Source organism: Paenibacillus sp. NPDC057886 (assembly GCF_042796655.1).
Lineage (GTDB): Bacteria > Bacillota > Bacilli > Paenibacillales > Paenibacillaceae > Paenibacillus.
Genome location: NZ_JBHVMZ010000001.1, coordinates 85,146 through 105,394 on the forward strand (window position 1 = coordinate 85,146; position 20,249 = coordinate 105,394).

Genomic DNA, 20,249 nt, shown 5'->3' on the forward strand with positions numbered 1-20,249 from the left:
AGCATGACTGGTCGGTACGCCTTTTTTTAATGAGCATATAGCGGAATGGATATGATTTTGATCCTGTTTACAAAAGTCGGGATCGGCGTTGATACAACCATGATATTTTATCAGTAGGCTTGCTTGTGGATCGTTCTAACAGCCGCCGATCTGCTGCTTATCAAAAATGGCAGGGTCTCCATGTTATCTGTGATATGATATAGACCGAACAAGTAAGCTTCGGAGGCGGTCACATGAAGATTAGCAAAACAAAATGTGGCACACTATATAACGGGGAAGAGTTCATGCTCGAACCCCAATGAATGGATAGAGTTTGCACCGGGGATGCCACATCAGATGCAGAATCGGGGCGAAGCAGACGTAGAGTTTCTTGTCATTTCACAGCCTACCACTCGTGATGATCGAATAGAAATGGATATGTAATTATTAATTTTATAACAAAGGAAGAGATAGATGAGACCGTTCCGAATTCGCCTTGCCATTATCATGATGGTGCTGATCGGCATTTCCGTCATTGTGGCGGGTTATACGATGGGTAGAGTTTTTAAGACTACTCACATTAATGCACTGGAGCAAACAATGGTGCGTGAGATCAACTTGCTGAAAGCAACGTTCCCGTTTCATGATGCATCTGACCCGACAAATGTAGAGACACAGAAATATTATTCAGAACGTGCTATCGAACTGGATCGACTGACGGATTCACGGGTAACCTTTATCAATAAAGACGGAACGGTCATTGGCGACTCGGAGAGCGATCCCAAGTCAATGGACAACCACTTGAACCGTCAGGAGATTAAAGAAGCGGTTAGGCAGAACTATGGTCAGTCGATCCGTTATAGTGCAACATTGGGGCAGGACATGCTGTATGTGGCACTTCCTGTGAATTCGGACCAAAGCGACATGATCGAGTTACCCAGTGGGAAATTTGACGGTTACATTCGGCTATCCATGAGTCTTGAAGCTGTAGATCAGGGTCTCCAGCAGGGCTGGATTTTGATGTTCTTCACCTTGGGCCTTCTGTTCCTGATTGTGGCTCTGGTAAGTTACCGGGTTGCGCGGGGACTGACATCACCCATTGAGCATATAACGAAGGTGGCTCACCGAATCACCAAACTGGATTATGATGCGAGAGTGGATGTCACCCGTAATGATGAGATCGGGCAACTGGGACTTGCTATTAATGGAATGGCAGACAGCCTTCAGATGCAGCTAAAGACCATTAGAGATAATGAAGCGCTGCTGCAAAGCGTGCTTGCCAACATGACAGGCGGCATTATCATGATTGATACAGGTCAATCCATTGCCCTGGTCAACCGGGAAGCGGAGCGTATGCTTGGCATTCAGGCGGAGCGGGTTACTGGCAAACCATATATTGAATTGAAGCGGCATTATGAGCTGACGCGCACGATTGAAGAGAGTGTTGCATTGCGAGAACCGATGCATGAAGAAGTGAGTGTGTTCAATCCGGTGGAAAAATTGATTCGCATTGATGGAGTACCGATGTCCGAAGATGATGGCGCTTATCGGGGGATGCTCTTCCTCCTGCAGGATGTAACGGCAATCCGCAGGCTGGAATCAATGCGCAGTGAGTTCGTAGCGAATGTATCTCATGAACTTAAGACGCCGGTAGCTGCAGTCAAAGGTTTTGCCGAAACGCTTCTTAGCGGTGGCGTACAGGATAAAGAGACGGAGCGTTCATTCTTGCAAATCATATATGATGAAGGCGACAGACTGAACCGATTGATCGGAGATATTCTGGAATTGTCCAAAATTGAGTCCAAACGGGCTCCACTGCAATGTTCACCTGTGCATGTGCATTCGTTCTTCGAGATGGTTCTGGGGACCCTGTCCAAGGTGGCGGAGAAGAAAGAGATTCGGCTGGAGATGAATGTTCCCGAAGAATTGTATATTGAAGCGGATGAGGATAAAATGAAGCAGATCTTTATTAATCTGTTATCCAACGGCATTAATTATACCCCCGAGGGTGGTCGGGTAAAATTACAAGTGTCGGTTGAACATAATGAGGATGAAGAAGAAGTTGTTTTTGCGGTATCCGACACAGGAATTGGTATTCCGAAGAAAGATTTGCCGCGGATTTTTGAACGCTTCTATCGGGTAGACAAGGGCAGATCCCGTAATTCGGGAGGGACAGGACTTGGACTTTCAATTGTGAAACATCTGGTTGAATTGCACCATGGCAAACTGTCTGTAGAGAGCGAACTTGGCATGGGGACTACGTTTCGTGTTATCCTTCCATTAATTCAGGATGAAGAAATCTAGTGCGATGGAAGTGAAATGTAAAAGGAATGTGCTGTTTTACACAGAGTTAACAATTAGGTGCTATGATAAAGAAAGTGTTGTGGCAACAGACAACCTATAGGAGAGAAGGGGTATCATGGCGCAGCGTTTGCTCGTTATTGAAGATGAACCAACATTATCAAGATTGCTTACGTACAACCTGACACAAGAGGGCTATGATGTTATTGCTGAGGATCATGGATCTTCAGGTTATGATCGGGCATTGTCCCAGGAGTTTGATCTGATTCTGCTGGATCTGATGCTCCCTGGAATGAATGGTCTGGATATTCTGAACAAGTTACGCATTCAGGGTGTTAGTACGCCGGTCATTATTCTCACAGCCAAAAACGGTGAAGCCGAAGTTGTGCAAGGCTTAAAATCAGGTGCCGATGATTATATTACCAAGCCATTTGGTGTATCCGAATTGCTTGCTCGCGTAGATGCGGTGTTAAGACGTTATTCAAACGGTGAAGATTTGCCGCAGCCAGAGGATAAGGATGGTTCTCGTATTATTCTGGGAGAGCTTGAGATTTATCCTTTGAAGTATGAAGTGACACTGGGTGGACAATCCATCAGTCTTCGTCCCAAGGAGTTCGAGGTGCTGCTTTATCTGGCCAAGAAGCCGGGTGTTGTGCTTACACGGGATGATCTGATGAATGCGGTCTGGGGCTTCGATTATATCGGAGGACAGCGCACGGTGGACGTTCACGTCAGTTCATTGCGGAAAAAGCTCGAGCTGGACCCGGAATCGGTTCACATTGATTCGATTCGAGGTGTAGGTTATAAATTGGTTGTAAAAAGAAAAACTCCCCATCATTCAAGTTAACAATGATCGGGGAGTTTTATTTTACATTCCGTAAACACAAATAATTATTTTCCTTTACGTATAGGGAGTAGGATGAAGCTGTCTGAGTGATACTTTGTACCTACATATTCCACCTCAGGACGGAGCTCATACGTAAAGGAGATTGCGCATTTATGCCCATGTTACTCGAAGTGAAGCCCGACCAGCCCAAAGAAATGAGATATACGCAACAGGAACAAGTCATAACTTCCATTGGAGAACAGAAAGATGATGATGAAGTTGGGGTCACCAAAGAGAATGTAATCTCATTACGGGACTATTGCCGTCAAATACCTGTAGTTGGCGTTCATACGACCTGTGGGGAAGCGGCAAGCCTGCTCAATCAGGATCAGGAGTACCCTTGTATTGTATTATGCGATGATCACATGCACCCATTAGGTTTGTTGATGAGAGAGACATTATACCGAATGTTGAATGGGCGCTTTGCGGCAGATCTCTTCTATCGGAAGCCGGTTGTCCATGCAGCGGACTCCTCTCCTGTCATTGTCGATGTGCATGCAGAAGCGACCGCGATTATTGACATCGCTCTGGCTCGCAGCGAGCAATATTTCTACGATTGTTTGATCGTTACTGAAGAAGATCGATTGCTGGGTGTGCTTACGATGAGGGATGTCATGTCCCTTTCCCGTAAGTTGCAGCATGTCGCTTCGGAAGAACGTGTACATATTATTACACAGAGCAGACAGGAAATAACGAGAATCAACGACTCCGTCATCAAACTGGTTCAAGCAGCTCGAAAGGCGGGGGTAGAAGCGTCTCAAATCATGCAGTTGTCCGAACGGGGAGCGAGCAGTCTCAGTCAGGTTGATGCTTCCTATAACCATGTATATCAGCATATGGAGGTTCAGCAGAAGCACGCTGATGACATGCTGAGCTCTATCGACATGGGTTCCGGGATGGCACGCTCCATTCGTTCATTGGCTGACCAAAGCGGGCTACTCGCCATGAATGCTTCCATTGAAGCGGCACATGCGGGGGAGTATGGACGGGGTTTCCAGGTTGTCGCTGGTGAGATTCGCGCACTAGCCAAGCAGACCCGTGAGGTTGCGGGAAATATGTCCTCTTTGCTGGATGATATCGGAGGGTTGACCAGACAGACTGTAGAACTGGTGAGAGCAAGCGCGGCAGAGATTGACAACAGCTCCGCTCATGTAAACGAAGGAGGGGCTGCATTCAAACAGCTAAACACGGCTGTAGCGGGCATGTCCCATATTGCAGAGGATATTGCCGTAGAAGGCAAAACGGCTGGAGAATTGGCAGAGCACATTCGGGAGAGACTGGAAGATATGGTCCAGGCGGATGACTAAATGAAGGTAGGATGGGCATCATTCATACACAATGATCGGATAGGAGGGTCGTGGGTGTGAAAGATGTCTCTTTTTACATTCCGTTAACATGAAAGTGATACTGTTTTTACAATGAGAGGGTAGGATATTATAGATGACCGAGAGCCAGGTTCAATCATTGGCATCGGTCTACGTAAAGGGAATCTGGTTGTCCCTGCCGCGAAGGAGAAGTGAACATCCATGAAGGACCTCATTCACATTGAAGGACTTAATCTATACTATGATACGCATCACGCGCTTAAAAATATATCGATGGACCTGCCGGAGAAGACGGTTACCGCGTTTATTGGTCCGTCGGGTTGCGGTAAATCGACCTTGCTTCGTACATTGAATCGGATGAATGACATGATTCCAGGCGTACGTGTGGAAGGACAAGTTATGTTGGACGGTTCCGACATTTATAGCAATGAGATTGAAGTAGAGACGCTGCGCAAGCGGGTCGGAATGGTATTTCAGCAGCCTAACCCTTTTCCAAAATCCATCTACGATAACGTGGCCTACGGACCACGACTTCACGGGGTGACGCAAAAAGCCGAACTGGATCGTTTGGTTGAGCAGAGTCTTGTTCATGCTGCACTGTGGGATGAAGTAAAGGATGTGCTCAAAAAATCGGCACTCAGTCTCTCTGGTGGACAACAGCAGCGCCTCTGTATTGCACGTGCCCTGGCCGTGCAGCCTGACGTACTGTTGATGGATGAAGCAACGTCTGCACTTGATCCGATCTCAACGCTCAAAATTGAGGAACTGGTCAAGGAATTGCACCACAAATATACGATTGTGATGGTAACCCACAACATGCACCAAGCTGCACGGGTATCGGGTCGTACTGTATTTTTCCTGAACGGGGAAGTGGTGGAGGCGGCGGATACAGAAACATTGTTCTCCACCCCGCAGGATTCCAGAACCGAGGATTATATATCCGGACGGTTCGGATAAGCAAGCTGAGTTCGAACGATCCCGGCGTGTCCGGAGATGATGGATAAGGAGGACATGGAATCTATGATTCGCAGAAAAGAATTTGATCAGGAGCTTGAGGAACTGCGCACACTGCTTCAGCAAATGGGTGAGCATGTAGGCACAGCGTTGGATGGTGCTATTGAGAGTTTACAGACGATGGATGCCGAGAAAGCTCAGGTCATCATCAAGAATGATGCGAATCTGAATGCCTTGGAAGACAAGATTATGGAACTGGGTTCCAAGCTCATTATTACACAACAGCCGGTAGCGAAGGATTTGCGACGCATTATCGTTGCCTTCAAAATCTCAAGTGACCTGGAGCGTATGGGTGACCTTGCGCTGGATGTGGCAAAAGTGACCCTTCGTATGGATGGGCAGCAGCTCATTAAACCGCTTGTCGATATCCCGAGAATGGCTGAAATTGTGAAAGCCATGATTGAGGAATCCATTGAATCCTTCCTGAAAGAAAATACGGATCTGGCCTACAAAATGGCGCAGACCGATGATCAGGTTGACCAATTGTACAGTCATATGATCAGTGACCTCTACTCGTTTATGACAGACCATCCAAACAAGGCTTCCCAAGCGATGCTCTTGATGATGGTAGGACGTTACATCGAACGGATTGGTGACCACGCAACAAATATTGGTGAGAGCACGGTGTATCTGGTAACAGGAAAACGCCCTGATTTGAATCAATAGGTAACTGCAGCAGTGAATTGGGGTATTATTTGTAACGAAATTGAGGGACTTTCTCTCGGGTGGCCTGTGAACAGGCCGTTCGCGGAGGAAGTTCCTTTTTTCGCAGGCAGATTATGATCTGTACAGATGACTAATTTTTTTGTTGTAACAGATGTGTATGGTATCATGAGAGTAGATGTAATTGAAGGATTGACCATACGATACGCGAGGTGCTGGAATGGACAAGTTTATTCTTATAGATGGAAATAGCATTATTTACAGGGCGTTTTTTGCAATGCCGCCGCTAACTAACTCAAAAGGCTTGCACACCAATGCGGTGTACGGTTTCACTACGATGCTACTGCGCTTGCTGGAAGAACATAAACCGACACATGTGATGGTGGCATTTGATGCAGGCAAAGTCACGTTCCGACATGAAGGTTATCAGGAATATAAGGGTGGCCGGGAGAAAACACCACCGGAGTTGTCAGAGCAATTTCCGCTGCTGAAAGAGCTGCTTCAGGGCTTAGGCATTGCCCAGTTTGAGCTTGCAGGGTTCGAAGCGGATGACATTATCGGAACATTAACGAAACGTGCGGATGAAGCCGGAAGACAGGTTCTCGTTGTGTCGGGTGACAAGGATATGTTGCAGCTTGCCTCTGAACATGTGCATATCGGGCTTACGCGCAAAGGGGTAACCGAGATTGAGTTGTACGATCCTGCTCAGATCAAGGAGCGTTACGGTCTGACTCCGCTTCAAATTATTGACCTCAAAGGTCTGATGGGCGATACGTCCGACAATATTCCGGGCATTCCTGGCGTTGGAGAGAAAACGGCTTTGAAGCTGCTGCACCAGTTCGGTTCGGTTGAGGAAGTTCTTAACGGCACAGGTGAGCTAAAGGGCAAAATGAAAGAAAAAATTGAGGCTCACGCCGAAGATGCCCGTATGAGCAAGCAGCTTGCCACGATCCACCGTGAAGTTCCATTGGAACAAACTTGGGAAGATATGCAGTTCGCCGGGTTAAAAGAGGCACTGGCAGGCCCGGCTTTGGCCAAGCTCGAATTCAAGTCTTTGCTTGAGCGTCTGTCTTTCCGTGGAAGTGTAGTTTCTGAACAGGAAGCCGTTCCAGCTGCTGCGGTAGAGTCCTCCGTTGCAACAGTAGAAACGATTAGTGAACTGTTCGGTTCACTCGAATCCATTGATGTGCTGCATGTGGAGACACATGGTGATAACCCTCATCAAGCGAAACTAATTGGACTTGCCGTAGGTTCGGCTGGAACCTATACATTCCTGTCTCCCGAACTGCTTCAGTCGGAAGCGGCGGCACCAGTACGAGAATGGCTGGGCAATGCAGAACAACCCAAGCGCGGTTATGATCTGCACCGTGTTGATCTGGCACTGCATGCGCATGGCATTGAGTTTGCAGGAGCATCCTTTGATGTGCAGCTGGCTGCCTATTTGCTTGATCCAACCGAATCAAATCAGACGATCAGCGGCCTGACCACGAAGTATGGTCTTCCTTCCCTGGTGGAGGATGATACGGTTATGGGAAAAGGTGCAAAATACAGGGTGCCTGAGGCAGATATACTCGGAGACTTTCTGTGTCGGAAAGCGGCGGCGGTAGCAGCCATTATTCCACTTCAGGAGCAGGCGCTGGAGAGCAATGAGATGAACGCGCTATTCCATGAACTGGAGATGCCGTTGTCACGTATTCTTGCTGATATGGAGAAACAGGGGATTAAGGCTAATACGGCAGATTTGCAGGCTTTGGGCAGTGAGTTCGAAGAAAATATCAGCAGGTTGATGGCGGAAATCTACAAGCTTTCCGGTACGGAATTCAATCTGAATTCACCGAAACAACTGGGTGAGATTTTATTTGATAAACTCGGTCTGCCTGTGGTGAAGAAAACAAAGACAGGATACTCTACGGATGCCGAAGTATTGGAGAAGCTGGCTCCATATAATGATGTGGTTAAGCACATTCTGCAATATCGTCAACTTGCCAAGTTGCAGTCCACATATGTAGAAGGACTGCTCAAAGAGATCTCAGATAAGGATGGCAAGGTGCATACGTATTACCGGCAGACGATCGCGGCTACCGGACGTCTGAGCAGCCAGTTTCCGAACTTGCAGAACATTCCGATTCGGATGGAGGAAGGTCGTAAAATCAGGAAGGTATTTGTTACTTCCGAACCGGGATGGTCCATTTTGGCAGCAGACTATTCGCAGATTGAACTGCGGGTACTCGCACATATTTCAGATGATGAGCGGCTGAAGGAAGCTTTTGTTCAGGACATGGATATCCATACGAAGACGGCCTCCGATGTGTTTGGTGTGAAGCCAGAAGAGGTGGATGGAGACATGCGTCGTTCTGCTAAGGCGGTTAACTTCGGTATCGTATATGGGATCAGCGATTATGGTTTGTCTCAGAACCTGAATATTACGCGTAAAGAAGCAGCGCAGTTTATCGATCAATATTTTGAAGTATTCCAGGGTGTGCGCCGATATATGGATGATATTGTGAAGGAAGCCCGTCAGGATGGTTATGTCAAAACGTTGCTGGAACGCCGTCGTTATCTGCCAGAAATCAATGCAAGCAACTTTAATTTGCGTTCCTTTGCTGAACGGACAGCGATGAATACACCGATTCAGGGAACTGCGGCAGATATCATCAAGCTTGCCATGGTACAGATGGATGAAGCACTGCGTGAACGCAAGCTGAAGAGCCGCATGCTGCTACAGGTACACGATGAACTTGTATTCGAAGTGCCTGCGGATGAGCTGGAACTGATGAAAGAGCTGGTTCCTTTGGTGATGGAGAAAGCATTGGAGCTGTCAGTGCCGCTGAAAGCGGAAGTCAGCTACGGAGAAAACTGGTACGAGGCTAAATAATAGATCCCAAGCGGGTTTTCCGTTATTTGACAAAATATTTTTCAACTGTTTTCGACACAAGAAGGGGTCCCGCTGAGCGCCATCTTCCGTTATAATATAGGGGAGGTGAGAACATCATGCCGGAATTACCGGAAGTCGAAACAGTCAGAAGAACATTGAATCAACTTATTGTTGGCAAGACCATTGACTCAGTTACCGTTAGCTTGCCGCGGATTATTCAGCGGCCGGACGACATAGATGCATTTGCAATGGAACTTGCGGGACATACCGTAATCGGTGTGGAGCGCAGAGGCAAGTTTTTGCGTATTTTACTGGACGGGCTGGTGCTTGTCTCCCATCTGCGGATGGAAGGACGGTACGGGGTGTACCAACAGCATGAGGAAGTGGAGAAGCATACCCATGTCATCTTTCACTTTACCGATGGTACAGAATTACGTTACAAGGATGTCCGTCAATTCGGTACAATGCATCTCTTCAATACAGGAGAGGAACTGGTATCCAAGCCTTTGTTAAAACTGGGGCTGGAGCCGCTTGATCCTGCGTTTACCGTAGCTGCATTCCGTGAGGCTGTTGGCAAACGGACGACCAAAATCAAAGCCGTGTTGTTAAATCAGGCATATGTGGTCGGCATCGGGAATATTTATGTGGACGAGGCTTTGTTCCGCGCAGGTATTCATCCGGAGACCATTGCCAAGACATTGACAGAAGCCCAGTTAACCGTGCTGCATGAAGCGATCGTGGCTACGCTGCAGAATGCGGTGGATGCAGGCGGATCCTCCATTAAGTCCTATGTCAATGGACAGGGCGAGATGGGAATGTTCCAGCATCAGTTAAAAATATATGGACGCAAGTCTGAACCCTGTGCAACTTGTGGCACATTAATCGAGAAAAGCGTAGTAGGCGGTAGGGGCACGCATTACTGTCCGAAGTGTCAACCGCTGCTCTAAATCGGTGATGGGTTTGGCAGCATGAACGAAATCGTCAAATTGTAGCACCCTTGGATTCCTCCCTCCATATACTGATATGGCAGAAATAAGCGGGCGTATACCCATACTGGCAACCGTCAGTTGGAACGAGTTCCGCACAGGGGAGGAATCCGGGGTGCTGCATCATTTTATTTCATTACTGGCGCTTGCTTTGGCGCTTAGTTTAGATGGTTTTGGAGTCGGGATTACATATGGGCTGCGGAGGACTAAAATTCCGCTGTTATCCATTGTCGTCATTTCCATCTGTTCGGGTATGGTTATTGCATTATCCATGCAAGTAGGTGTGCTTCTGTCTCATGTCGTATCTCCGGACGCGGCTTCGATTGTCGGAGCGGTTATTCTGATCGGTATTGGCGCATGGTCGTTGCTGCAACTCATTCGAAAACGGGGCAAGGAGCAGCTGGAAACGGACAATGGAGTGGGTGAGGAAACAGGAGCAGGAACAATCCGCAGTGGTACGCAAGCCTCACAAGAAGCTCAGTCGAAAGGCAGGAATCAGGTGCTCGCGCTGGAGCTTGAGCCATCTGCTTCTGGAGGATCTTTGGAACGAATGGTCTTTACACTTGAGCTGCGGAAGCTGGGTGTGGTTATACAAATCCTGCGTAGCCCTTCGAAGGCGGATATGGATAACTCGGGAAGTATTTCCGTCCAAGAAGCGATGTGGCTTGGTATAGCTCTTTCTCTGGATGCTTTCGGTGCAGGATTGGGGGCAGCATTATTGGGATTCCCGACTTTGTGGACAGCATTAGTTATTGCGTTGTTTAGTGGGGCATTTCTGTCACTGGGCATGAAGGTTGGATTACGCTTTGCTGCTCTGCGTTGGATGCGAAGATTATCTGTGCTACCTGCGCTTTTATTAATGTTTATGGGAATAATGAAGTTGTTGTGAGGTGAAACAATGAATATTGGCTTAACCGGCGGGATCGCGACAGGCAAAAGCAGTGTGTCCACCTTTCTCGCCAGTAAGGGAGCGTTGCTCATTGATGCAGATGTTATTGCCCGGGAAGTAATGCTGCCCGGGCATCCCGTTTTGGCTGCGGCTGTTCAGCGGTTCGGACAAGCCATATTGAATGAGGACGGAACACTGGATCGGAAAAAGCTGGGCAGTATTGTGTTTCAGAATCCAGAGGAGCGCAAGGCACTGGAGGCTATTACACATCCTGCGATCCGCAAGGAGATGCGCGAGCGCGCTGCTGAATATGAACATAAACATCCGGACAAGCTGGTCATATCCGATATTCCGTTGTTGTACGAGTCAGGGCTGGAGGATGGCTTCGAAGAAGTGATGGTGGTATACGTCCCGAGGTCTGTACAGCGGGAACGACTGATGAGCCGGGATGGAATGACGGCGGAACAGGCAGATGCCCGTATAGACGTGCAGATGGACATTGAAGAGAAGAAGCAGCGTGCTGACGTGGTTATTGATAACAGCGGCTTGTGGTCAGAGACGGAGCAGCAAATCATTTTATTTTTGCATCGTAAGGGACTATTATGAGATTGCTGCGTAAGAAACGGGTATTGTTGTTGATGTTTGTGTCTTTTGTATTGGTGCTGTTCCTGAATACCAATTGGATGTCATGGTTCTATCCGATTCATTATAAGGAAGAGATTCGTGCCCAGTCTCAGAGTTATGAGGTCGATCCGTTTCTCATAGCTTCCATCATCAAGGTGGAGACCAATTTTAAGACAAGCAAGGAATCCAAGAGAGGTGCCATCGGGTTAATGCAGCTGATGCCCGACACCGCGAACTGGATTATGGAGCAAGCCAAAATACCGGGCACCTCACTGGAAGAATTGAAGCACGAGCCTGAAAGGAATATCCAGTTGGGTACCTGGTATCTACGTAATCTGTCAGATCAATTTGATGGGAATGAAGCGGCTATGATTGCTGCTTACAATGCAGGTCCTGGCAAAGTGAACTCATGGCTAAGAGATGGCGTATGGGACGGTTCTTTCGAAACTGTCAAAGATATTCCGTTTGGTGAAACCCGGCACTATGTACAACGCGTTATTTATTATTATAATCAATATGTAAAGATCTATAATACGTTCTAAAATAAGACACTCTGGATTCATGGTCTAAAATAAGTAGAAGCACCGAGCAGACCGGTTATTCACCGGCCGCTCCATGCTCCTCTGTGTACCGTATTACGATGCAGATATTATTGGTATTGACCTGCCAATTGCTGTTCTGCAATTGTTACCAGACGCTTCGTGATGTATCCACCGATCGAACCGTTCTCGTAAGAAGTCATGTTACCTTGGTATCCGTCTTGTGGGATGCTGATTCCGAGTTCTTGAGCAACTTCATATTTCAGTTGTTCGAGAGCTGCGGAAGCTTTAGTTACCACCAGGTTGTTGGAGTTGCCATTGCTTTGGGCCATTGCTGTTCACCTCCTCGCGGTTGGTAAAAGTATTATGTGCCCTCAATACGATTTTCATAACTAAATGAATTAGGCAATTTATGGTAAAAAGTAAAACATGGGAAGTGATCTGATTTGAAATGTCCTTACTGCGCCTATCTGGGCACAAAGGTGCTTGATTCAAGGCCGGCCAATGAATCGAAATCGATTCGCCGTCGTCGTGAGTGTGAGCAATGTAGCCGTCGATTTACAACTTTTGAAATGGTGGAAGAAACGCCGCTAATCGTCATCAAAAAAGATGGTAGTCGCGAGGAATTTAGCCGGGACAAGATTCTCCGTGGCCTGATTCGTGCTTGTGAGAAGCGTCCGGTTTCTGTAGAGACGCTGGAGATGATGGTATCCGAGACAGAAAAGGCCCTGCGGAATACAGCTGATGCTGAAGTCGAGAGTCGCCAGATTGGCGAGCTGCTGATGGAGCAGCTGTTTCCCGTTGATGAAGTAGCCTATGTACGCTTTGCTTCGGTTTATCGTCAATTCAAAGACATCAATATGTTCATGAAAGAATTAAAATCTCTTTTGTCCAAAGAAGACATCGAGGAGTAATGAAGCAGGAAAGGAGAAGAGCATTCTGGGGTTACGGTCATGTGTTCCAGGTAAAAGGTTGTTCTTCTCCAATTATTTTGGTTTGTAAAAAAAATATTGACAGCAAAAGCTGTATTTTATATGATATAGGAGTCGCCTGCGGAACATTGCAGAGTTTGGACAACATGTTAGATTCATAATTTGGGGCCTTAGCTCAGCTGGGAGAGCGCATCGCTGGCAGCGATGAGGTCAGGGGTTCGATCCCCCTAGGCTCCACCAAAATAGTAAATGCGCGCAGTTCCTTGGAACTGCGTTTTTTGTTTTTGTATGAACATACGCTGATAGAACGAAGAAAGTGCGTTTCGCAAGAACGTTCGATAATTTACTGAACGAGAACTCATAATGTTATATAATAGCAAATAACTGGACGAGCATTTTCTTGCTACATAATTTGAACTCATAGTTTCTACAAAGTGCTGTACCTCGCCAATACTGATAAAGAAAAAGAAAGTCAACCGAAGGAGGGTATAGACAATAACAACAAAATTCAAGAACTATAATCGCCGAGACGATTGTCAGCAAGAAACCAGTCGATGTGGGTTTCGAAACTCGGCATACCTGGACGCTAGCTATCTTGACCGCTTGGATCAAGCGACAGTTTGGCCAGTCGTTAACAGAAAAAGGTTTATCTAAGTTACTTACACTGCTTGGACTTATCTACACCAAAGATACATAAATACTTGCCCACCCAAACCCGGCTGAGCAAAGAGCATTTCGTGAGATCACGCTCCCAGCACTGAAAGAGCAGGTCATGCAAAGAAAAACAGATCACTTACTATTTAAAAACGAGTCGATGATTCGTGCATGTCTGCGCTGCAATACAACTGGTTTCTCAAGGGGCAACAACGAAAGATCCCAACATACAGCCGCCATGAAGGGGCTAAGTTGCTTGCTGTTGTTAACTACGAAATGGGACGTGTTACACATCAGGAGGTTGAAGAGTGTGACACCGCTGCGTTTAAAAGGTTCCTCGAACGTGTGCTGTAAGAGTACCCGACAGATGAACTGGTCATGGTGATCGATAACGCTCATATCCATCACTCAAAGCAGTTACACTACCTTTTCTCCAAAAGCAGGAACGATTAAAGCTCGTTTTTCTGCCGAAATATAGTCCGCAACTGAACTCTGTTGAGGGACTATGGAAACGGCTTAAGCAGTACGTCGTTAACCATGTTTTTTTTCAGCAAATTCTATCAAATTCGAAAAAATGTCACTGTTTCATGAAATAAATTAATTTATCGTCAACCAGAGTCATTGATCGGCTTCTAACTTGAATATTAGAATCTTCAGTTCATCTTATATAAGTTCGACGGAGTTGAGCTTTTTTTGTGTAAAATTTGTTCGGAACGTTCTATTCGGGTTGGAATATCGCGGTGAATCCTAACTTAGAGAGTGGGTAACAGGATATGTATAAAACAAGAATAATAAGAAAGTTATTTATGGGTGTAATCATTTTAAGTTTGCTGCCATTGTACTTATTTGACAAGGCGTTTGCCGCCACTCCAACAGCCACCATTGTTGTAGCTGACGAACTTCTGACTTCCGGAGAAACGTCATTGGTAACGATTACCTTTTCAGAAGCGGTGACTGGGTTTGACCTTGCTGATTTGACAACAGGTAGCGGCATTCTTAGTGAATTAACAACTTCTGACAATATCACCTATACCGCAACTCTCACGCCGCCTCTAAGCAATCGCAGCGGCCCCTTCCATATTTCGCTCAATCATTCAGGTGTAATTGCCGCAGGCAATGTGGGGAGTGGAACCACCGTATCTAACAATTACTATGTCGACACAGTTATGCCTTCCGTTACAAGTGTATATATTCCTAGCAATGGCACTTATGGTGTAGGAGAGGACTTGAGTTTTACAGTGAACATGGACGAGATCGTGGTCGTAACGGGCATTCCAACAATCTCGATAGTCGTAGGAGCAACGACTGTATATGCGACCTATGCAGGCGGTTCGGGGACAAGCGCGTTGCAATTTAGATATACCGTCCAAACTGGACTATCTGATAGTAACGGGATTACCATAGGAGCCTTGTCACTGAATGGCGGATCAATTAAGGATGAAGCAGGCAACGCTGCAGTATTAACGCTTAATAGCGTGGGCAGTACGGCGGACGTGCTAGTAGATGCAATCCCCCCAACGATATTAAGCGTATCGCCGACATCGGGTCCGACGACCGGAGGCACAACCGTCACGTTGACCGGTACGAAGTTCTCTGGGGCAACCGCGGTGATGTTTGGTGCAACGGCGGCCACGTCCTTTACCATAAATTCGGAAACGTCAATCACGGCAACTGCTCCGGCGGGTAGTGCAGGAACCGTAGACGTAACAGTAAAGAGACGAAGTGGCACATCAACGACATCGGCGGCGGATCAGTATACGTATATAGCCGCGCCAACGATCACAAGCGTGTCGCCAAAATCGGGAACGACGTTCGGAGGCACGACCGTCACGTTGACCGGTACGAATCTGACCGATGCAACGGCGGTGAAGTTCGGTGCAACGGCGGCGACGTCCTATACGGTGAACTCGGCGACACAAATCACGGCCATCGCCCCGGCGGGTAGTGCAGGAACGGTAGACGTAACGGTAACGACGCCGGGCGGTACATCGGCGACATCGGCAGCGGACCAATATACATACCATGCCGCGCCAACGATCGCAAGCGTGTCGCCAACATCGGGTCCGACGACCGGAGGCACGACCGTCACCTTGACCGGTACGAATCTGACCGGGGTGACTGGGGTGACGTTCGGCGGAAGGGCGGCGACGTCCGTAACAGTGATTTCGGCAACGCAAATCACGGCGACTGCTCCACCCGGCACGGCGGGAGCCATAATTATCGCGGTGACGACACCGGGGGGCAGCGCAACGTTGACGGGCGGCTACACGTACTTCGTGGCCGCGCCGACGATCACAAGCGTGTCGCCGGTATCGGGTCCCACATCCGGAGGCACGACTGTCACGTTGACCGGTACGAATCTGACCGATGCAACGGCGGTGAAGTTCGGTGCAACGGCGGCGACGTCCTACACAGTGAACTCGGCGACACAAATCACGGCCATCGCCCCGGCGGGTAGTGCAGGAACGGTAGACGTAACGGTAACGACGCCGGGCGGTACATCGGCGACATCGGCAGCGGACCAATATACATACCATGCCGCGCCAACGATCGCAAGCGTGTCGCCGGCATCGGGTCCGACGACCGGAGGCACGACCGTCACCTTGACCGGTACGAATCTGACCGATGCAACGGCGGTGAAGTTCGGTGCAACGGCGGCGACGTCCTATACAGTGAACTCGGCGACACAAATCACGGCCATCGCCCCGGCGGGTAGTGCAGGAACGGTAGACGTAACGGTAACGACGCCGGGCGGTACATCAGCGATATCGGCGGCGAATCAATTTACGAGGTTTGTTGTTACGTACGTGATCAGCCCGTTGTCGGATAAGGTGCTGAATGCGCTGACCGCAGGGTATGCATCGGGGACGCAGGAAACGAAAACGGTCACCTTGACACGAACGGGAACCGGCGACTTGGCGAGCTTGGCGACAGCGCTCGGCGGAACGAACGCCGGTAGCTTTACGATTACGCAGCCAACGGTGACAACGCTCAATAGTGGGACGTCGTCGACGACCTTTACGGTAAAAGCGAATGACGGACTGGCCGCAGGGACGTATAAGGCTACGGTAACAGTGTCGGCCGGGGGCATGACGCCGGTTACCTTTACTGTAACGCAGGTTGTTAATAGTAGCAGTAGCAGTAGCAGTAGCAGTGGCAGTAGCAGTAGTGGTGGAACTACTCCTGTTACTTCAACCCATTTGGATATTGACCAAAACGGCATTATGATTGACTGGGCTAAAATCGACAGCAGTAAGCCGTCAGTCACTCTTGAAGTTACACCAAAAGACGGCGTTGCCTATGTCAGCATACCAGCAAGCATTTTAACGAGCATTGAGGGCAAGAACGCTACTTTCTTCATCGAGATTAAGACTCCTTACGGCAGCTATCAAGTGCCGGTCAATCTGGCATCGCTCATTCCGGGGCTGAAGGACTTGTTAGCTAAGAATAACGTGAATAACGATGACATTAGCTTTAAAATCACGTTAACCGACAAGTCTGGCGATAAGGACTTCCAAGCAGTATTTGCAAACAGCCTGCCGAATGGCCAAGCAATGGGTGCAATTGTAGATTTTCATATCGATATCATCAACACCAAGACGGGACAAGCAATCGGAACGGCAGATAAGTTCAGCAAGGCGCTTACAAGAGTGATTCCGATGCCCAAGAGCGTGACCGGCATGCCTGCTCAATGGGGGGCATTCCGCTATAACGTAACGACAAAGAAATTGGAGTTCGTGGCAGCTGAGAAAAAACAGATTGACGGCGTATGGGTTGTGAAGATCAACTCCTATTCAAATAGTGTCTACGTTGTGGCACAAAACACGGTAAGCTTTGCCGATGTACAGCAGCATTGGAGCAAATCTGATGTCGATCTTGCTGCTGCGAAAGGTCTAGTCGAAGGCGTAGGCGGTGGACTGTATGATCCTAACAAAGCGGTAACCAGAGCAGAGTTTACCGCTTTGTTAGTCCGGGCGCTTGGACGCGGCACCTCTGATAAGGACATGGCGCCTTATAACGATGTCAAACCAGGTACGTGGTATTCCGGCGAGGTATCCACAGCGAAGGAGCTCGGACTGCTCGCCTTTGTGAAAGGAAACAGCTTTACCCCTAATCAGCCGCTTACACGAGAGGAAATGGCTAGTGTGCTGGCGGCAGTGGGCAGACTTGAACAGTTGCCGATATCCAAAGAGCCGGTGAGCCTTAATGACTTCAAGGATATCGGAAACACGGATATAGCCTATCTTGAGGACGTTCGTCTGATGGTCAAGCTTCATATCATGACAGGCACGAGCGCAAATACGTTCGATCCGAAGGGGGAGACGACGCGTGCGCAAGCGGCGGTTGTGTTCATCAGGATGCTACTGACGCTGGGTTCAATCGATAGATAAGAATGGAAAACCCGCTTGAGCAGATATAATACTGTTCAGGCGAGTTTTTATATCCCGGGCCTTAGCGCAGCTGGGAGAGCGCATCGCTACCAGCGATGAGGTCAGGGGTTCGATCGCCCTAGGCTCCATTGTTAAAAAGCCTTAACAGGCCGTAACGGCTTTGTTCAATAGTTTATCTAAAAGGAACATTAATGTAGTGATTCACCTGTTGAAGGTGGTGTCATCCAGCAAGGAGTTAAGCCCCTTGAGAGGCTGTCTCGAACGGGCCAATCATTTCGCTGTAAGATGCTAACAAACCTGCCGCACCCAAATGTGTCAGGTTCATTAGAACACCAAAACACATTAGAATAACGCGAACCAAGGGCTGTCCCCGTCATATTCATGACTATGGGTCAGTCCTGTTTTTATTCTCGATTCACTCAGATTAATCTGGACAGCGCGTAAAACGGATGTTATATTGTTTCTGTAAGAAACAATATTATTCGTAAAAGAAATTATTAACGATAAACTCTTATGGTTACTTTATGGATAATGTATATCAACAAAATGGCTCAAGACGGTTATGCGGGTTGATGCTTGAGCACAATGAAGGGATGGAATGAATGATGAGCCATATCGAGACAACAATTAAATCTTTTGACGGAACCAAGCTTTATTTCAGCAAGAATATTGTAAGCGATGCCAAGGCGGCCGTAGTCATTGTTCATGGCTTGTGTGAGCATGCTGGACGCTATGATTATTTGACGGATAAACTGAACAAACGTGGTTTTGACGTATATCGTTTTGACCATCGTGGTCATGCAAGATCAGAAGGGCAGCGTACGTTCTACAGTGATTTTCATCAGATCATTGATGATGTGAATGCGGTTGTTGAAGCGGCCTTGCAAGAGAGCGGCGACATTCCGCTTTTTGTCATTGGGCATAGCATGGGTGGCTTCGCATCCTCTTCATTTGGAACGAAATATCCAGGCAAAGTAAAAGGGATCGTTCTATCTGGAGCGCTAACTCGTTACCATACGAAGGTTGCCGGAGAACTTCCACTTGATCTTCCCCTGGGTACGTATTTCCCGAATGAGCTTGGCAGCGGCGTATGCAGTGATCCGGAGGTGGTATCCGCTTACGTTAATGATCCGCTTGTAGAAAAACAGATTTCCGTGGATTTGTTCAATAGCTTGGGGTATGGAGTGACCTGGTTAAAAGCACATGCGAAGCAGTTTGTCGATCCTGTACTTGTTCTGCATGGAGTAAACGACGGGCTGGTGAGCGAACAGGATTCGCGTGACTTTTACGGAGATATTGCCTCAACCGATAAAACGCTGAAAATATATGCACATCTCATGCATGAGATATTTAATGAACCTAATCGCGATGAAGTCATTGAGGAAGCCATCACATGGATTGAAAAACATATCTAAATTCAGTACATTGGAAGAGAGAGAGAATTTGAAGGTGAAAGGGATTATTCATGAAATTAGACTGGATGGGGGACCATCGGGAACTTATTGAGAAGATCATCAAGTACGGTAATGCATACTCGAACACCTATAAGCTTCAGCGAAGCTATGGTACCGATATGATGTTCTCTGCTTCGCAGATTCAGACGCTGGAGTATATTCTGGAAGCGGAGGACAAGGAAGAAAAGATGTCGGAAATGGCAGGACGTCTTGGCGTGAGCCGCAGCACGTTTTCCAAAAATGTGAAGATTCTGACGGAAAAAGGATTGCTCGAAAAATACCATTTAAGTGGTAATCGCAAAGACATTTATGTCAAACCCTCTGCTAATGGACGCGAGGTGTACGCCAAATATACTGAATTTGTTCGTGAGCTGTGCTTTGATGATATCTTTCGGTATGCTGGCAAGATATCAGAGGCTGACAAGGAAAGCTTTATACGCATTATGGATTTGTTTGCAGATGTGTTGGTCTGGTATGGTGAAAAAGAACAGGAACCGCGCAAGCTCATCAAAATTGATCCGAATCGTGATTAAAGGCGTATCATGTAATGAAAGTTGAATAGGTCATCCCTTGTATCAAGTGAACACTTTTGATGGTCATATCCTGTCATGCAGACCACAGGACTGAACGAAAACATTGAAGCTGCGACCGTTTCCCAATCTTGTACCGGGGAACGGTCGTTTTTTTATCCATTCTCAAATAGTTACTTTGGGAAGAATGTATTCCGGATGAATCAG

General features: G+C 47.7%; 17 protein-coding genes, 2 tRNA genes and 1 pseudogene. 19 read left to right on the forward strand and 1 reads right to left on the reverse strand.

Annotated elements, in window-relative coordinates; genetic code table 11:
• Positions 1–453: 453 nt before the first annotated feature.
• The 10 genes from pnpS (at position 454) to ACFVQB_RS00440 (ending at position 12,084) form a co-directional block, all read left to right on the forward strand.
• Positions 454–2,283, forward strand: coding sequence for a two-component system histidine kinase PnpS (gene pnpS, locus ACFVQB_RS00395; RefSeq protein WP_379434382.1), 1,830 nt, complete (start codon positions 454–456; stop codon positions 2,281–2,283).
• A 115-nt stretch (positions 2,284–2,398) separates the two neighbouring features.
• Positions 2,399–3,127, forward strand: a complete 729-nt coding sequence (locus tag ACFVQB_RS00400) for a response regulator transcription factor (RefSeq protein ID WP_053783546.1) — start codon at positions 2,399–2,401, stop codon at positions 3,125–3,127.
• 152 nt (positions 3,128–3,279) lie between these two features.
• A complete protein-coding gene (locus tag ACFVQB_RS00405; protein WP_379434384.1) occupies positions 3,280–4,473 on the forward strand; it encodes a methyl-accepting chemotaxis protein in 1,194 nt (397 codons plus the stop codon).
• Between the two features lie 219 nt (positions 4,474–4,692).
• Entirely contained in the window at positions 4,693–5,448 is a 756-nt protein-coding gene (pstB, locus tag ACFVQB_RS00410; RefSeq protein ID WP_063568101.1) for a phosphate ABC transporter ATP-binding protein PstB, read from the forward strand.
• A 63-nt stretch (positions 5,449–5,511) separates the two neighbouring features.
• A complete protein-coding gene (phoU, locus tag ACFVQB_RS00415; RefSeq protein ID WP_379434386.1) occupies positions 5,512–6,171 on the forward strand; it encodes a phosphate signaling complex protein PhoU in 660 nt (219 codons plus the stop codon).
• 217 nt (positions 6,172–6,388) lie between these two features.
• The gene (polA, locus tag ACFVQB_RS00420) at positions 6,389–9,043 is read left to right on the forward strand and encodes a DNA polymerase I (RefSeq protein WP_379434388.1); all 2,655 of its coding nucleotides are present in this window, start codon (positions 6,389–6,391) and stop codon (positions 9,041–9,043) included.
• Between the two features lie 116 nt (positions 9,044–9,159).
• Positions 9,160–9,990, forward strand: a complete 831-nt coding sequence (gene mutM, locus ACFVQB_RS00425) for a DNA-formamidopyrimidine glycosylase (protein ID WP_379434390.1) — start codon at positions 9,160–9,162, stop codon at positions 9,988–9,990.
• A 154-nt stretch (positions 9,991–10,144) separates the two neighbouring features.
• Positions 10,145–10,918 (forward strand): manganese efflux pump, encoded by a 774-nt coding sequence (locus ACFVQB_RS00430; protein ID WP_379434392.1) that lies wholly within the window; start codon positions 10,145–10,147, stop codon positions 10,916–10,918.
• A gap of 9 nt (positions 10,919–10,927) precedes the next feature.
• Complete coding sequence (gene coaE / locus ACFVQB_RS00435; protein WP_379434394.1) at positions 10,928–11,524, forward strand: dephospho-CoA kinase; 597 nt, start codon at positions 10,928–10,930, stop codon at positions 11,522–11,524.
• On the forward strand, positions 11,521–12,084 hold the full coding sequence (locus ACFVQB_RS00440; protein ID WP_063568107.1) for a lytic transglycosylase domain-containing protein: 564 nt from the start codon (positions 11,521–11,523) through the stop codon (positions 12,082–12,084). Before coaE ends, ACFVQB_RS00440 begins: the two co-directional genes overlap by 4 nt.
• A 107-nt stretch (positions 12,085–12,191) precedes the next feature.
• On the opposite strand, the gene ACFVQB_RS00445 is transcribed toward ACFVQB_RS00440, so the two are convergent.
• Positions 12,192–12,413 (reverse strand): alpha/beta-type small acid-soluble spore protein, encoded by a 222-nt coding sequence (locus ACFVQB_RS00445; RefSeq protein ID WP_053783555.1) that lies wholly within the window; start codon positions 12,411–12,413, stop codon positions 12,192–12,194.
• Between the two features lie 114 nt (positions 12,414–12,527).
• On the opposite strand from ACFVQB_RS00445, the gene nrdR reads away from it, so the two are divergent.
• The 9 genes and pseudogenes from nrdR (at position 12,528) to ACFVQB_RS00490 (ending at position 20,045) form a co-directional block, all read left to right on the forward strand.
• Positions 12,528–12,995, forward strand: coding sequence for a transcriptional regulator NrdR (gene nrdR / locus ACFVQB_RS00450; RefSeq protein ID WP_247901829.1), 468 nt, complete (start codon positions 12,528–12,530; stop codon positions 12,993–12,995).
• A 182-nt stretch (positions 12,996–13,177) separates the two neighbouring features.
• Positions 13,178–13,253 (forward strand) — tRNA-Ala (locus tag ACFVQB_RS00455).
• A 316-nt stretch (positions 13,254–13,569) separates the two neighbouring features.
• Complete coding sequence (locus ACFVQB_RS00460) at positions 13,570–13,710, forward strand: winged helix-turn-helix domain-containing protein (RefSeq protein WP_379434396.1); 141 nt, start codon at positions 13,570–13,572, stop codon at positions 13,708–13,710.
• Between the two features lie 128 nt (positions 13,711–13,838).
• Positions 13,839–14,021: a transposase gene (locus ACFVQB_RS00465; RefSeq protein WP_379434398.1), complete on the forward strand. Its 183-nt coding sequence runs from the start codon at positions 13,839–13,841 to the stop codon at positions 14,019–14,021.
• A gap of 92 nt (positions 14,022–14,113) precedes the next feature.
• Positions 14,114–14,263: pseudogene (locus tag ACFVQB_RS00470) on the forward strand (transposase); the annotation flags it as partial.
• A gap of 210 nt (positions 14,264–14,473) precedes the next feature.
• Entirely contained in the window at positions 14,474–18,058 is a 3,585-nt protein-coding gene (locus ACFVQB_RS00475; RefSeq protein WP_379434400.1) for an IPT/TIG domain-containing protein, read from the forward strand.
• A gap of 56 nt (positions 18,059–18,114) precedes the next feature.
• Positions 18,115–18,186, forward strand: a tRNA-Gly gene (locus ACFVQB_RS00480).
• A gap of 474 nt (positions 18,187–18,660) precedes the next feature.
• Positions 18,661–19,473 carry a lysophospholipase gene (locus ACFVQB_RS00485; protein WP_483874941.1) on the forward strand — a complete coding sequence of 271 codons (813 nt, stop codon included), beginning with the start codon at positions 18,661–18,663 and terminating at the stop codon, positions 19,471–19,473.
• 50 nt (positions 19,474–19,523) lie between these two features.
• Positions 19,524–20,045 (forward strand): MarR family winged helix-turn-helix transcriptional regulator, encoded by a 522-nt coding sequence (locus ACFVQB_RS00490; protein WP_379434401.1) that lies wholly within the window; start codon positions 19,524–19,526, stop codon positions 20,043–20,045.
• Positions 20,046–20,249 lie beyond the last annotated feature (204 nt).

What these genes read in the sequence shown, in the direction of transcription:
- ACFVQB_RS00400 (WP_053783546.1), top strand. Translation starts at nt 2,399, where the DNA reads ATGGCGCAGCGTTTGCTCGTTATTGAAGATGAACCAACATTATCAAGA.
- ACFVQB_RS00405 (WP_379434384.1), top strand. Translation starts at nt 3,280, where the DNA reads ATGCCCATGTTACTCGAAGTGAAGCCCGACCAGCCCAAAGAAATGAGA.
- ACFVQB_RS00440 (WP_063568107.1), top strand. Translation starts at nt 11,521, where the DNA reads ATGAGATTGCTGCGTAAGAAACGGGTATTGTTGTTGATGTTTGTGTCT.
- polA (WP_379434388.1), top strand. Translation starts at nt 6,389, where the DNA reads ATGGACAAGTTTATTCTTATAGATGGAAATAGCATTATTTACAGGGCG.
- ACFVQB_RS00465 (WP_379434398.1), top strand. Translation starts at nt 13,839, where the DNA reads ATGTCTGCGCTGCAATACAACTGGTTTCTCAAGGGGCAACAACGAAAG.
- mutM (WP_379434390.1), top strand. Translation starts at nt 9,160, where the DNA reads ATGCCGGAATTACCGGAAGTCGAAACAGTCAGAAGAACATTGAATCAA.
- ACFVQB_RS00485 (WP_483874941.1), top strand. Translation starts at nt 18,661, where the DNA reads ATGATGAGCCATATCGAGACAACAATTAAATCTTTTGACGGAACCAAG.
- coaE (WP_379434394.1), top strand. Translation starts at nt 10,928, where the DNA reads ATGAATATTGGCTTAACCGGCGGGATCGCGACAGGCAAAAGCAGTGTG.
- ACFVQB_RS00475 (WP_379434400.1), top strand. Translation starts at nt 14,474, where the DNA reads ATGGGTGTAATCATTTTAAGTTTGCTGCCATTGTACTTATTTGACAAG.
- ACFVQB_RS00445 (WP_053783555.1), bottom strand. Translation starts at nt 12,413, where the DNA reads ATGGCCCAAAGCAATGGCAACTCCAACAACCTGGTGGTAACTAAAGCT.
- ACFVQB_RS00490 (WP_379434401.1), top strand. Translation starts at nt 19,524, where the DNA reads ATGAAATTAGACTGGATGGGGGACCATCGGGAACTTATTGAGAAGATC.
- pstB (WP_063568101.1), top strand. Translation starts at nt 4,693, where the DNA reads ATGAAGGACCTCATTCACATTGAAGGACTTAATCTATACTATGATACG.
- pnpS (WP_379434382.1), top strand. Translation starts at nt 454, where the DNA reads ATGAGACCGTTCCGAATTCGCCTTGCCATTATCATGATGGTGCTGATC.
- phoU (WP_379434386.1), top strand. Translation starts at nt 5,512, where the DNA reads ATGATTCGCAGAAAAGAATTTGATCAGGAGCTTGAGGAACTGCGCACA.